Annotated in this window: 11 protein-coding genes and 2 pseudogenes; 2 read left to right on the top strand and 11 right to left on the bottom strand. The window is 66.4% G+C overall.

Features of this window, described 5'->3' with window-relative positions:
• Positions 1-192: 192 nt before the first annotated feature.
• The 5 genes and pseudogenes from aroC to VGC77_RS21275 all read right to left on the bottom strand — a co-directional run bounded on the left by aroC (position 193) and on the right by VGC77_RS21275 (position 4,875).
• Positions 193-1,281, bottom strand: coding sequence for a chorismate synthase (gene aroC / locus VGC77_RS21295; RefSeq protein WP_331173555.1), 1,089 nt, complete (start codon positions 1,279-1,281; stop codon positions 193-195).
• Between the two features lie 277 nt (positions 1,282-1,558).
• Positions 1,559-2,151 (bottom strand): annotated as a pseudogene (locus VGC77_RS21290) (histidine phosphatase family protein).
• A gap of 86 nt (positions 2,152-2,237) precedes the next feature.
• Positions 2,238-3,059, bottom strand: coding sequence for an enoyl-ACP reductase FabI (gene fabI, locus VGC77_RS21285; protein ID WP_331173554.1), 822 nt, complete (start codon positions 3,057-3,059; stop codon positions 2,238-2,240).
• Between the two features lie 306 nt (positions 3,060-3,365).
• Positions 3,366-4,352: a J domain-containing protein gene (locus VGC77_RS21280; protein ID WP_331173553.1), complete on the bottom strand. Its 987-nt coding sequence runs from the start codon at positions 4,350-4,352 to the stop codon at positions 3,366-3,368.
• Positions 4,353-4,470: 118 nt separating this feature from the next.
• Positions 4,471-4,875 (bottom strand): RT0821/Lpp0805 family surface protein, encoded by a 405-nt coding sequence (locus VGC77_RS21275; protein WP_331173552.1) that lies wholly within the window; start codon positions 4,873-4,875, stop codon positions 4,471-4,473.
• Between the two features lie 129 nt (positions 4,876-5,004).
• On the opposite strand from VGC77_RS21275, the gene pdxH reads away from it, so the two are divergent.
• Positions 5,005-5,646, top strand: coding sequence for a pyridoxamine 5'-phosphate oxidase (gene pdxH, locus VGC77_RS21270; RefSeq protein WP_331173551.1), 642 nt, complete (start codon positions 5,005-5,007; stop codon positions 5,644-5,646).
• Complete coding sequence (locus VGC77_RS21265; protein ID WP_331173550.1) at positions 5,643-6,431, top strand: SDR family oxidoreductase; 789 nt, start codon at positions 5,643-5,645, stop codon at positions 6,429-6,431. Before pdxH ends, VGC77_RS21265 begins: the two co-directional genes overlap by 4 nt.
• Before the next feature lie 300 nt (positions 6,432-6,731).
• Here the strand turns inward: VGC77_RS21265 and atzF are convergent, their stop codons facing one another.
• The 6 genes and pseudogenes from atzF to VGC77_RS21235 all read right to left on the bottom strand — a co-directional run.
• Positions 6,732-8,528 carry an allophanate hydrolase gene (gene atzF / locus VGC77_RS21260; protein ID WP_331173549.1) on the bottom strand — a complete coding sequence of 599 codons (1,797 nt, stop codon included), beginning with the start codon at positions 8,526-8,528 and terminating at the stop codon, positions 6,732-6,734.
• Positions 8,529-9,179: 651 nt separating this feature from the next.
• On the bottom strand, positions 9,180-9,518 hold the full coding sequence (locus VGC77_RS21255) for a zinc ribbon domain-containing protein (RefSeq protein ID WP_331173548.1): 339 nt from the start codon (positions 9,516-9,518) through the stop codon (positions 9,180-9,182).
• A gap of 162 nt (positions 9,519-9,680) precedes the next feature.
• Positions 9,681-10,910: a formamidase gene (gene fmdA / locus VGC77_RS21250; RefSeq protein ID WP_331173547.1), complete on the bottom strand. Its 1,230-nt coding sequence runs from the start codon at positions 10,908-10,910 to the stop codon at positions 9,681-9,683.
• A 27-nt stretch (positions 10,911-10,937) separates the two neighbouring features.
• A complete protein-coding gene (gene urtE, locus VGC77_RS21245; protein WP_331173546.1) occupies positions 10,938-11,627 on the bottom strand; it encodes an urea ABC transporter ATP-binding subunit UrtE in 690 nt (229 codons plus the stop codon).
• 332 nt (positions 11,628-11,959) lie between these two features.
• Complete coding sequence (gene urtD / locus VGC77_RS21240) at positions 11,960-12,715, bottom strand: urea ABC transporter ATP-binding protein UrtD (protein ID WP_331173545.1); 756 nt, start codon at positions 12,713-12,715, stop codon at positions 11,960-11,962.
• Positions 12,716-12,725: 10 nt separating this feature from the next.
• Positions 12,726-13,061 (bottom strand): annotated as a pseudogene (locus VGC77_RS21235) (urea ABC transporter permease subunit UrtC); the annotation flags it as partial.

Raw genomic sequence — 13,061 nt, 5'->3', positions numbered from 1 at the left:
GAGCCGAGGGCGGCGCGCAGCGCCGACTGAGAAGCGAAGCAATCCAGGGGCTTCATGCGTGGCCCTGGATTGCTTCGTCGCAAGAGCTCCTCGCAATGACGCGTTTAACGTCTGATTTCATTGATCACTTTTTCGGTCAGGCTCTCAGGATGACGACTTGTCCTTGCAGCAGGACCGGCCGCGCGGCGCGGACTAACCGCCGACCTGGCCGCGGTGGCGCAGGAAGTGATCGGCGAGCACGCAGGCCACCATCGCTTCGGCGACCGGCACCGCGCGGATGCCGACGCAGGGGTCGTGGCGGCCCTTGGTGAGAATGTCGGTGTCGTGGCCGTCGCGGTCCACCGTCTTGCGCGGCGCCAGGATCGACGACGTGGGCTTTACCGCGAAGCGCGCCACCACCGGCTGCCCGGTGGAAATGCCGCCCAAAATGCCGCCGGCGTGGTTCGACAAAAACAGCGGGCCGTGATTGCTGGCGCGCATCTCGTCGGCGTTCTCCTCGCCGGTGAGCGCCGCGGTGGCGAAGCCGTCGCCGATCTCGACGCCCTTCACCGCATTGATGCTCATCAAGGCCGCGGCGATGTCGCTGTCGAGCTTGGCGTAGATCGGCGCGCCGAAGCCCGCCGGCACGCCGTCGGCGACCACCTCGATCACCGCGCCGATCGAGGAGCCAGCCTTGCGGATGCCGTCGAGATAGTCCTCGTAGAACTTGGCCTTGTCCTGGTCCGGGCAGAAGAACGGGTTGTTGCCGACCTCCGCCCAATCCCATTTGTCGCGATCGATGGCGTGCGGCCCCATCTGCACCAGCGCAGCGCGCACGGTGACGCCGGGCACCACCTTGCGGGCGATGGCGCCGGCGGCGACGCGGGTCGCGGTCTCGCGCGCCGAGGAGCGGCCGCCGCCGCGATAATCCCGGATGCCGTATTTGGCCTCATAGGTGAAGTCGGCGTGGCCGGGGCGGTACTTGTCCTTGATCTCGGAATAGTCCTTGGAGCGCTGGTCGGTGTTCTCGATCAGAAGCGCGATCGGGGTGCCGGTGGTAACCTGTTCGCCGCTCTGCGGATGCGCCATCACCCCGGACAGGATTTTCACCTGGTCGGCTTCCTGGCGCTGCGTGGTGAAGCGCGATTGACCCGGCCGCCGACGGTCGAGGTCGCGCTGGATGTCGGCCTCGCTGAGCGCGATCAACGGCGGGCAGCCGTCGACCACGCAGCCGATCGCCACGCCGTGGCTCTCGCCGAAGGTGGTGACGCGAAACATCTGGCCGAAAGTGTTGAACGACATTTTTGGGCGCCTGGTCGCGGGGATTGACAGACAACAGTGGCGTTGAAGGTCAACGCGAGCTTGTCGTAACGCGCGGCGCTACAGGGGTCAAACGGCGGCGGGGGGCGTCGATGGCTCAGTGCGGCAACGCGGCCGCTTCCCTCTCCCCTTGTGGGAGAGGGTGGCTGACCCAAGGTCAGCCGGGTGCAGGGGGTGACGCTCTTGTTGTGACGCCCCCTCATCCGACGCGGACTTCGTCCGCGCCACCTTCTCCCACAAGGGGAGAAGGAAGAAGCCCTCAGCTATAAATCTCCAGCCCGCCGTTGCGGAACACATAGACCGCGCCCTGCACGATCGGGCCCTCGATCGCCAGCGCCGGGGTGGCGAGGCCGAGCGCCACCATCAGCGTGCGGGCGGTGCCGACATGGCCGACCACCACGGTGTCGGCGTCGAGCGAATTGGCCCAGTCGGCCACCAAGGGCAGCCGGCTGGCGTAGCTTTCGCCGTGCAGCGGCGCCACGCTCCAGCGATCGGCGAGCCGCGCCGCATAGACCTGCGGATCGGACTTTTCCATCTGCGGCAGCGTGTAGCCTTCCCAGTCGCCGTAGCAGATTTCGCGCAGCCGCTCGTCGACGGCGTAGTCGGCCGGCGAAAGCTGCAACGCGCCGCGCAACAGCTCCATGGTGAGGCGGGCGCGGCCGAGCGGGCTCGCCACGAACGCCAACCCCCGGGGCTGCGCTGCTCGCGGTCCAACAGATCGCCGAGCATGCGCCCGGCCGCGGTGGCCTGGCTGCGGCCGATGTCGTTGAGCGGAATGTCCTGGGTGCCCTGGAAGCGGCCGGTGGCGTTCCAGTCGGTTTCGCCGTGGCGGATGTAGTAGATGGTCGGCATGTTAGAAAAGGCTCGGGTTTAGCGACGGCGCTCGCAGCGGCGCGCCTGGCGGCACGCCGATCCCGGCGCGCCTCATGGAACGGCGATCAGTCCTTGGCCGCCAGCGAAATGTCCGGCGCGTCGGGGCGCTTCATGCCGACCACATGGTAGCCGGAATCGACGTGATGCACCTCGCCGGTGACGCCGCGCGACATCCCCGACAACAGATACACCGCGCTGTCGCCGACCTCGTCGATGGTGACGGTGCGGCGCATCGGCGAATTGTATTCGTTCCACTTCAGGATGTAGCGGAAGTCGCCGATCCCCGACGCCGCCAGCGTCTTGATCGGCCCGGCCGAGATGGCGTTGACGCGGATGTTCTTCTCGCCGAGGTCGGCGGCGAGGTAGCGCACGCTGGCCTCCAGCGCCGCTTTCGCCACGCCCATCACGTTGTAATGCGGCATCCACTTCTCGGCGCCGTAATAGGTCAGGGTCAGGATCGAGCCGCCGTCGGTCATCAGCTTCTCGGCGCGCTGCGCGATCGCGGTCAGCGAATAGCAGGAGATCAGCATCGATTTGGAGAAATTCTCCGCGGTGGTGTCGACATAGCGGCCGTCGAGCTCGTCCTTGTCGGCAAAGGCGATGGCGTGCACCACGAAGTCGATCTTGCCCCACTTCTCCTTCAGCACATCGAACGCCGCGTCGATGGTCGCAGGATCGGTGACGTCGCAATGCCCGAGCAGGATGCCGCCCAATTCCGCGGCCAGCGGCTCGACCCGCTTCTTCAGCGCGTCGCCTTGCCAAGTCAGGGCGATATCGGCGCCCTGGGCGCGGCAGGCCTTGGCGATCCCCCAGGCGATCGAACGATTATTGGCCACGCCGAGCACCACGCCACGCTTGCCCTGCATCAAGCCCGTAAACTCAGCCATTGCGTCTCCGATCGGCTGGCGCATGACCTTGAAAATATCGATCCCGGTTTTCGGAAAAGACCATGCGCAAACAACAATCTAGAGCAGGACGACCGTTCCGGGGAACGGCATCGCTGCTCTAGCCGGCTGTGGAGGTACACCAGCAAAAGAGGCCGGTACAGCCCCCAAACGGCGCAAAATCGCCGGATTCGACGCTTCCGGCGGCCGTGGGAATAGGCTCTTCGTCGCGGGCCGCGAGCCCGCCGGCCGGCGCCGCGGCAAACGGTAGTCCGGGCCGACCGCGCGCGGGCGGCCGGCGGCGGGCGCTCAGCCCAGTTCGCTGCGCGGATGATAGGGATGGTAGTCGCGCCATTTCTCCATCAACGCCTCGAGTTCGGCGTCGTGGCCGTCCGGCAGCACGATCCTGGTGGTGACGAACAGATCGCCGGCGGCGCCGCCCTGCTTCGGGATGCCCTTGCCCTTGAGCCGGAAGATCCGGCCGCTCGAGGTGTTTTTCGGCACCGACAATTCGATCGCCCCAGTCAGCGTCGGCACCCGCACCTTGCCGCCAAGCACCGCCTCATACAGCGTGATCGGCAGCTCGACCCGCAGATCGTTGCCGTCGACCTTGAAGAACGGATGGCTGGCGATCGAGACGGTGATCAAAAGATCGCCGGGGCGATGGCCGGGGGCGCTTTCGCCCTGGCCTTTCAGCCGGATCTGCTGACCCGAGGTGACGCCGGCCGGCACCTTGACGCTGAGCTCCTTGCCCGACGGCAGCCGCACCCGCTTCTCGACGCCCTTGACGGAATCCTCCAGCGACACCGTCATCGACACGGTGAGGTCGAGATCGGCGGCGAGCCCGCCGGTGTCGAAATCGAACGCTTGGCCGCCGCGCGGACCGCGGGCGGCACCCGCCGCGCCGCCGAACATGCTGTTGAGGATGTCCTCGAAACCGCCGCCGCCAGCGAAGCCGCCGCCGGGACCACCCGGGCCGCCGGCGCCGCTGCGGAAGTTATATTGCTCGAAGCCGCCGGACGACGCGCCGCGGCCGCGGCCGCGGCCGCCGCCGGGAAAGCCTTGAAAGCGCGGCTTACCCTCGGCGTCGATCTCGCCGCGGTCGAACTGCTTGCGCTTGACCTCGTCGCCGAGGATTTCATTGGCGGAATTGACCTCGGAAAACCGCGCCGCGGATTTCGGGTCGTTCTTGTTGTTGTCCGGGTGATGCTTCTTGGCGAGTTTGCGATAGGCGCTCTTGATGGCCGCAGCGCTGGCATCCCGCTGCACCCCCAGGACCTCATAGGGGTCGCGCATCCGTCTCGTCTCCTTCGAGGAATCAGAACCTGGCAGAATCGGGGACAAAGCCCCTGCTGCCCTTCATCTGGGGTGTTCGTGTCATTTTTGCAACTGGATTCGGCGATCGCAGTGGCGGTCAGGTCTTTCGCCACGGCTTCAAGGTATGAATCTCCCACTGCCCGGAGGCGGTGCGGCAGCCCGAGCCCTGCAACCAGCTTTCGCTGCGGTCCTTGACGAAGCTGGCGAGAAAATCCCGGCACGAGCGGCCGTCGGTGGAATACACCGAGGCCAGCGGCGTCACCGAGCCGCGCGCCCCGGTCGAGGGATTTTCCCAGGGCTGGCTGGAATCCCGGTCGCCCTTGGTCAAAACGTCGGAGGCGGCGTTGCGCGCCAGCGCCAGATCGGCCTCGGTCGGCCCGTCATTATTCGCGGCATGGCTCGCCGCCCCGATCGAGCCGGTGACGTCGCCCTCCATCTGGGCAAAGGCCGCGTCGTTGCGCGACAGGCTGCAGCCGCCGACACCCAGGCCGATTAGAATCATTGTGAGCAGAATTGCCGGCGGCCCGATCGCGGATAGGCCAACGCGCCGCCGTGTCCTATATAGGACGGACCCCGTCCGGGGACACAGCGCCTTCTTGGCCGCGGTGACGAACAACTCGGAACTCCTCGCATGAGCGATGCAACCTCCATCAAACACCCAAGTGGGTTAACGTCCGGTGATTTCACCGCCGCCGAAGAGCCGTTCGCGCTGTTCGCCGACTGGTATGCCGAGGCGTCGGCCTCCGAGCCGAACGACCCCAATGCGATGGCGCTCGCCACCGTCGACCCCGACGGGCTGCCCGACGTCCGCATGGTGCTGATGAAGGGCTATGATTCCCGCGGCTTCGTGTTCTACAGCCATATCGCCAGCCAGAAGGGCCGCGAACTCGCCGCCAATCCCAAGGCGGCGCTGCTGTTTCACTGGAAGTCGCTGCGCCGCCAGGTGCGGGTGCGCGGCAGCGTGACGGCGGTCAGCGACGCCGAGGCCGACGCCTATTTCGCCACAAGGTCGAAGCAGTCGCAGATCGGCGCCTGGGCCAGCAAGCAATCACAGCCGTTGGAGAGCCGCTTCGCCTTCGAACAGGCGATCGCCGGCGTCGCCGCCAAGCATCTGATCGGCGAGGTGCCGCGGCCGCCGGGCTGGAGCGGCTGGCGGGTCACCCCGGCGCGCTTCGAATTCTGGCACGACCGCCCGTTCCGGCTGCACGACCGCATCGAATTTTGCCGGGACACTCCGGCGCATCCCTGGACCAAGACAAGGCTGTACCCATGAGTCCCGACACAACGAAGCCCAGTCCGGCGACGGCGCTCGCCGACAGCAACGCGCCGCGCCGCACGCTGCTGCTCACCGGCGCCAGCCGCGGCATCGGCCACGCCACCGTGATCCGGTTTTCCAGCGCCGGCTGGCGCGTCATCACCTGTTCGCGCCATCCATTTCCCGAGCAATGCCCGTGGGGCGCGGGGCCGGAGGATCACATCCAGGTCGACCTCGCCGACCGCGCCGACACCGTGCGGGCGATCGACGAAATCCGCCAGCGGCTGGACGGCGGGCAATTGCACGCGCTGGTCAACAACGCCGCGATCTCGCCGAAGGCGGCGGGCGGCACGAGGCTCGGCTCGATCGACACCGAAATCGACACCTGGGACCAGGTGTTCCGGGTGAATTTCTTCGCGCCGATCATGATGGCGCGCGGGTTGATCGAGGAATTGAAAGCCGCCAAGGGCTCGGTGGTCAACGTCACCTCGATCGCGGGCTCGCGGGTGCATCCGTTCGCCGGGGCCGCCTACGCGACCTCGAAGGCGGCGCTGGCCTCGCTGACCCGCGAGATGGCCTCCGACTTCGGCCGGATCGGCGTCCGCGTCAATTCGATTGCACCCGGCGAGATCGACACCTCGATCCTGTCGCCCGGCACCGAGAAGATCGTCGAGGAAGACATCCCGATGCGGCGGCTCGGCACCCCGGACGAGGTCGCGAAAATCATCTACGTGCTGTGCACCGAGACCTCGTCCTACGTGAACGGCGCCGAGATCCACATCAACGGCGGCCAGCACGTGTAGCTGGAGTCATTAAGGCTCAACCTCTGAGCTAACCCCAGCGGCAGCGAACTCCCCTCCCCCTTGCGGGGAGGGGTTGGGGGTGGGGGTTCACAGCAGAAATCTCGCGATGGCTTGGCAACAGCTGCGGATGGTCAGGCCGCTGAGGCATCACGCGGTCTCGACGCGGGCACCATGCTCGGAGACCCCCACCCCCGACCCCTCCCCGCAAGGGGGAGGGGAGCAGAGGCGCTCGGCATCGATCGGGAAGAGGTTGAACGAGCCGCGGTAACACCAACCCTTGCGGACGGCGCGGCGCGGGCTCTACGACACCGTCGCGGCGATGAAGGCGCGCCAGCCGCCGTAATGCGAGATGTCGAGCGCGCCGCTGACCGCGATCGGCTCGACCAGGAAGCCCTTGGCGAGCGAGCCGTCGGCGAGCCGCACGCTGCCGATCGACAACGGCCGCGGGATCGCCGCGACGAAACGGCCGAACGCCGCCTGCGACAGCGCCCAGACCTCCACCGCGATCGCCGTGCCGCTGCCGGCCTCGACCCGCAGCATCCCCGGCTTCGGCGGCACCGAGCCCGGCAGCGCGAAGAGCTGATAGTCCGGCGCGGTCTCGGTGGCGCGCAACAGCCGCGCATTCAGCGCCTGCAATTCGCCGTTCAGCGCCATCCCCGACAGATGCGCGCCGACCACCACCAGCGCGAGTTCGTCGGCGGCAGGCTGCGGCTCCAGCGCCGGCAATGGCGGTTGCGGCAGGCCCGAGGCCCCCATCGCAAGCCCGGTGTCGGTGTGAAACAACCGGCCGATAGTGGCCAATCGGGTGTCTTGGCCGGCCGGCGCCAAGAGCGTGACGCCGAACGGCACGCCGTCGTCGCGGATCGTCGCCGGCAATGCCAGGCCGCACAGGTCGAGCAGGTTGACGAAATTGGTGTAGGTGCCGAGCCGGCTGTTCAGCGTCACCGGGTCAGCCACCACGTCGGCCACGGTGTAGGCGGTCGGCGCGGTCGGCAGCAGCATCGCGTCGATGCTCTCGAAGACGCGCGCGCTGCGCTGGCGCAACAACTGCAAGCGATACAATGCTGCGAAGGCCTCGGCACCGCTGACATGAGCGCCGGCTTCGATGATGCCGCGGGTCACCGGATAGACCGCATCGGGATTGGACTTGAGCAGCTCGCGGATCACCAAATAGCGCTCGGCGACCCACGGCCCGTCATAGAGCAGCGTCGCGGTCTCCTCGAACGGCGCGAAATCGAATTCTACCGCGGTGGCGCCGAGCGCAAGAAAGCGCTGCAACGCGGCGTCGTAATCGCGCTGCGACTGCGCGTCGCCGAAGAACTGCAACTGGCCTTGGCGCGGCACGCCGAGCCGCAGCGGGGCGGCGAACGCGCCGAGCGGCGGCAGCGGCAGCCGGCGCGCATAGGCGTCGGCCTCATCATAGCCGGCCAGCGCCTGCAGCGCGGTCGCGGCGTCGTCGACGGTGAGCGCGAAGATCGACACGCAATCCAGCGTGCGGCAGGCCGGCAGCACGCCGGCGGTGGAGATCAACCCGAGACTGGGCTTCAGTCCGACGATGTTGTTGAGCATCGCCGGCACCCGGCCCGACCCCGCGGTGTCGGTGCCGAGCGAAAGCGGCACCAGCCCGGTGGACACCGCGACCGCGGAGCCCGACGACGAGCCGCCCGGCACCAAGTCGTCGCGCATCGCATTCTTCGGCACGCCATAAGGCGAGCGCACGCCGACCAGCCCGGTGGCGAACTGGTCGAGATTGGTCTTGCCGATCACGATGGCGCCGGCGGCGCGCAGCTTCGCCACCACGGTCGCATCGCGCGCCGGCTGAAACGCAAACGCCGGACACGCCGCGGTGGTCGGCAGGCCGGCGACGTCGATATTGTCCTTGATCGCCACCGGCACGCCATAGAGCGGCAACTCGGCGGCGTCCTTGATATTCAGCGCCGCGGCTTCGGCGATCGCCTCGGCCTCGTCGCGCAGGCTGATGAAGATCGCTCCGTCGTTGCGCTCGCGAATCCGCGCAAAGCTGCGCGCCACGGTCTCGGCGGGCGTGGTGGTGCCGGCGCGATGCGCGGCGACGATCTCGGCGATGGTTTCAGCCACGGGCGTGCTCCGCGGCGGGGGACATATCGGGCGACACCCGAACGAGGCGGGCGTGATCTGGCAAACGCTGCAAGGGAAACTCCGGACAACCGCGGGACAGGACGCCGGCGGCGTGGCCGGCGCCACAGCATAGCCAGCGCGATCCGGCGCGTCACCCCGGTTGTGGACAACGGCGCCGGCGGTGGTGGGCAAGGCCCTCGGCGACATACACCGGCACTTGTTAACGGCACTTGCCGCAAACCGACATCACACGCCGCGACGTCTGAGTCGTCATCCTGAGGCGCGAAGCCGCTCTTGCGGCGAGCCTCGAAGGATGACGATACGGGTCGAGCGCTGACCCCGCGGCCATCCTTCGAGACGCCCGGCTTCGCTCTGCGAGCTACGCCGGGCTCCTCAGGATGACGGCGGCGGGTGAGTTAGGCACATTACTTACCCAAGACATCTCAACCGCTGGCCTCGCGTATTGGGTCGTCATCCTGAGGCGCCCGAGCGCGGCGAGGGCCTCGAAGGATGCGGCTGCAAGCTGGGCCGTAGACTCCGCGGCGCATCCTTCGAGACGCCCGGCTTCGCTCTGCGAGCTACGCCGGGCTCCTCAGGATGACGGCGGTGGGTGGGTCAGGTGCCGATCTGAACAACGCGGCGAGGACGAGATCAATGGCTGATCATCCACGGCCGCGCGGTGGGGAAGCTCTTGGCGCCGCTGCGGCTGCGGGTCTGCAGCCGCGCCGCCTTGCCGGAGCAGCAGCCGCAATGGGCGCCGTGCCTGGCCTTGTATTCGCCGGCGGTCTGCGGCGCATGGGCGCTGCGCTCATTGGTGGCGTGGGCTTTGCGCTGGCTGGCCGGCATGCAGGCAAAATGCGGCGCGGTGAGAATCACGCGCGGCGCCGAGACCTCGCATTGCGGGCAATCGTGCGGCGCGTCGCATTCCGCCATCGGCCGCATCTCGGTGAACGGGCCGCAGGCGTCGCAGAGATAGTCATAGACCGGCATGGCATGTTCCGTTTCTGGCGAGGGTGGTGAGGTTCTGCACATCCCTCATCCTTCGAGACGCCCGGCTTCGCTGCGCTTCGCCGGGCTCCTCAGGATGACGGCTCCGGTGCGATGAGCGACCATCAAGGTCGGATGACTCGTCATCGCACCGCTGTCCGGCCGCTACTTGTCCTGCGAGATCGGCATGTCGATGCCGCCCTTGATGTGTTTGATGGGACCTGCCGAGGACGGCATCATGTCGAAGTCGAAGATCTCGGTCGGCAGCCACAGCGTGGCGCAGGCGTTCGGCACGTCGACCACGCCGGAGATATGGCCCTGCACCGGCGCGGTGCCGAGGATCGAATAGGCCTGGGCGCCGGAATAGCCGAACTTCTTCAGATATTCGATGGCGTTGAGGCAGGCCTGCCGATAGGCGATGTGGACGTCGAGATAATGCTGCTTGCCTTCTTCATCGACCGAGATGCCTTCGAAGATCAGATAGTCCTTGTAGTTCGGCGTCACCGGCGAGGGCCGGAACACCGGATTCTTGATGCCGTATTTCGCCACGCCGTCCTTGATGATGTCGACCTTGATGTGCAGCCAGCCCGCCATCTCGATGGCGCCGCAGAAGGTGATCTCGCCGTCGCCCTGGCTGAAATGCAGATCGCCCATCGACAGTCCGCCGCCCGGCACATAGACCGGGAAATACACCTTCGAGCCCCGCGACAGATCCTTGATATCGCAATTGCCGCCATGCTCGCGCGGCGGCACGGTGCGCGCGCCTTCAGCTGCGGCCTTGGCCTTGGCGTCGCCCTTGAGCTGGCCCATATGCGCGGTCGGCGCGAACGGCGGATTGGCGAGGCCGGGCACCCGCGTCGGATTGGTGGCGATCAGCGCAGTCTCGCGCTCGTTCCAGGTGGCGAGCAGTTTCGGATCCGGCAGGCAGCCGATCAGTCCGGGGTGAATGAGGCCGGCGAAGTTCACGCCGGGAATATGCCGCGACGAGGTGTACATGCCCTTGAAGTCCCAGATCGACTTCTGCGCCAGCGGGAAGTGATCGGTGAGAAAGCCGCCGCCGTTCTGCTTGGAGAAGAAGCCGTTGAAGCCCCACAGGCTGTCCTTCACCGGGCCGATGTCCAACAGATCGACCACCAACAGGTCGCCGGGCTCGGCGCCCTTGACGCCGATCGGGCCGGACAAAAAGTGCACGATCGACAGATCGATGTCGCGGACGTCGTCGGCGGAATCGTTGTTCTTGATGAAGCCGCCGGTCCAGTCATAGGTCTCGACGATGAAGTCGTCGCCGGGATTGACCCAGGCCACCATCGGAACGTCGGGATGCCAGCGGTTGTGGACTTTCTCGTTGTCGTAGGCCGATTGCGTCAGATCGACCTTGATCAGTGTTTCCGGCATCAGAAGCTCCCTTGTTGGCAGGCTTGGTTACACAGACAGATATTTCGAGATCTGTGCGGCATCGATGCCGGCGCGCGGCTCGTCGCGGACGATCTCGCCGTTCTCGATCACCAGCACCCGATCGGCGACGTCGAGCGCAAAGCTCAGCACCTGTTCGGAGACGATGATCGACAGCCCGCGGCTGTCGCGGATCTGTTTCAGGGTGCGGGCCATGTCCTTGATGATCGAGGGCTGGATGCCCTCGGTCGGCTCGTCGAGCAGCAGCACCTTCGGGCGGGTGGCGAGCGCGCGGGCGATCGCGAGCTGCTGTTGCTGGCCGCCGGACAGATTGCCGCCGCGGCGGCCTTTCATCTCCAAGAGCACCGGAAACAATTGGTAGATGTCGCCGGGCACGGTCTTTTCGCCCGAGGCGACCAGGCCGGTCTCGATGTTTTCCTTCACCGTCATCGCCGAGAAGATCATGCGGCCCTGCGGCACGTAGGCCAACCCCTTGGCGACGCGCTGATAGCTTTGCAGCGTGGTGAGCTCAGTGCCCTGCATCGCCACCGCGCCGTGCTTGGTCGGGATGATGCCCATCAAGGCCTTCATCAGCGTGGTCTTGCCCATGCCGTTGCGGCCCATGATCGCCACGATCTCGCTCGGCGCGACGTCGATATTGAGGCCGTGCAGCACCTCGCTCTGGCCGTAGGCGACGTGGAAGTCGGAGATGGACAGCATCAGTGGTCTCCTTGATGGCCTGCGCATGAGACGTCGCGGGTCAAGCTGAGCGCACCGCGATCGTGAGGTGATCGCAGCCTTGCAACGGGTCGTCCCTGCGAACGCAGGGACCCATACGGCGCGGAGCCGCTTTGGCGTCCGGCGCTGATGAGCTTTTCCGAACGGCGAACGCCAGGGGTGATGGGTCCCTGCGTTTGCAGGGACGACCCGCGGAGAGACACCACGACACCGCGAGCGCACGACGCGAAGCGGTCATCGTCCGCGGCTTCGCGGCCGCAAGCGGGGAGAGGTGAAGACAAGCAGCTCTGTAGATCGACGCACCACCTCATCGCTCAATGCCCCAGATACACTTCGATCACCTTGGGATCGTTCTTGACCTTCTCCATGGTGCCCTCGGAGAGGATCTGGCCTTGGTGCAGCACGGTGACCTTGTGGGCGATGTCCTCGACGAATTTCATGTCGTGCTCGATCACCAGCACCGAGCGGTCCTTGATGATGCGGTTCAACAGTTCCGCGGTCTTGACGCGCTCCGACACGCTCATGCCGGCGACCGGCTCATCGAGCATCAGCAAATCAGGGTCCTGGATCAGCAGCATGCCGATCTCCAGCCATTGCTTTTGGCCGTGGCTGAGCAGGTCGGCGTTCATCGAAAGCCGGTCCCTCAAAAAGATCATCTCGGCGACCTCCTCGACGCGGTCGCGCACAGCGGCGTCGCGCTTGAACGCCAGCGCGCCGAACACCGAGCGGCCGCGCGGATAGGAGATTTCCAGATTCTCGAACACCGTGAGGTCGTCATAGATCGACGGGTTCTGGAATTTGCGGCCGACCCCGGCCTGCACGATCTGGTTCTCCTTCAGCTTGGTCAGTTCCTTGCCGCGAAACTGGATCGAGCCGGAGGTCGCCTTGGTCTTGCCGCAGATCAGATCGAGCACCGTGGTCTTGCCGGCGCCGTTGGGGCCGATGATGACGCGGATTTCGTTTTCCTCGACATAGAACGACAGATCGTTGACGGCCTTGAAGCCGTCGAACGAAACCGTCAGACCCTCGACCGAGAGCAGGAAATCCTTGGGTTGATGACCTATCAGCATGATCGTCTCCTCACTCGGCCGGCGCGCCGTCGACCACGGGACCATCGGCCGGCGCGACCCAGCCTGGCTTGCGCGACGCGATCAGCCGATCGATGCGCGGCTGGACGTGATCGGCCCAGATGCCGGCGATGCCGTCCGGGAAGGCGAGCACGACCGCGATGAACAGACCGCCAAGACCGAACAGCCACAATTCAGGAAACGATTCCGACAGGCTGGTCTTGGCGAAGTTGACAAGCAGCGTGCCGTAGATCGCGCCGAGGATCGAGAGCCGACCGCCCACCGCGGTGTAGATCACCATTTCGATCGACGGCACGATGCCGACAAAGGACGGCGACATGAAGCCGAC

It is taken from the genome of Rhodopseudomonas sp. (assembly GCF_036404135.1).
Taxonomy (GTDB): domain Bacteria; phylum Pseudomonadota; class Alphaproteobacteria; order Rhizobiales; family Xanthobacteraceae; genus Rhodopseudomonas_A.
Note: the sequence above shows the minus strand (reverse complement) of the source record. Positions and strands in the feature narration are given on the sequence as shown.

What these genes read in the sequence shown, in the direction of transcription:
- aroC (WP_331173555.1), bottom strand. Translation starts at nt 1,281, where the DNA reads ATGTCGTTCAACACTTTCGGCCAGATGTTTCGCGTCACCACCTTCGGC.
- fabI (WP_331173554.1), bottom strand. Translation starts at nt 3,059, where the DNA reads ATGGCTGAGTTTACGGGCTTGATGCAGGGCAAGCGTGGCGTGGTGCTC.
- VGC77_RS21280 (WP_331173553.1), bottom strand. Translation starts at nt 4,352, where the DNA reads ATGCGCGACCCCTATGAGGTCCTGGGGGTGCAGCGGGATGCCAGCGCT.
- VGC77_RS21275 (WP_331173552.1), bottom strand. Translation starts at nt 4,875, where the DNA reads ATGATTCTAATCGGCCTGGGTGTCGGCGGCTGCAGCCTGTCGCGCAAC.
- pdxH (WP_331173551.1), top strand. Translation starts at nt 5,005, where the DNA reads ATGAGCGATGCAACCTCCATCAAACACCCAAGTGGGTTAACGTCCGGT.
- VGC77_RS21265 (WP_331173550.1), top strand. Translation starts at nt 5,643, where the DNA reads ATGAGTCCCGACACAACGAAGCCCAGTCCGGCGACGGCGCTCGCCGAC.
- VGC77_RS21255 (WP_331173548.1), bottom strand. Translation starts at nt 9,518, where the DNA reads ATGCCGGTCTATGACTATCTCTGCGACGCCTGCGGCCCGTTCACCGAG.
- fmdA (WP_331173547.1), bottom strand. Translation starts at nt 10,910, where the DNA reads ATGCCGGAAACACTGATCAAGGTCGATCTGACGCAATCGGCCTACGAC.
- urtE (WP_331173546.1), bottom strand. Translation starts at nt 11,627, where the DNA reads ATGCTGTCCATCTCCGACTTCCACGTCGCCTACGGCCAGAGCGAGGTG.
- urtD (WP_331173545.1), bottom strand. Translation starts at nt 12,715, where the DNA reads ATGCTGATAGGTCATCAACCCAAGGATTTCCTGCTCTCGGTCGAGGGT.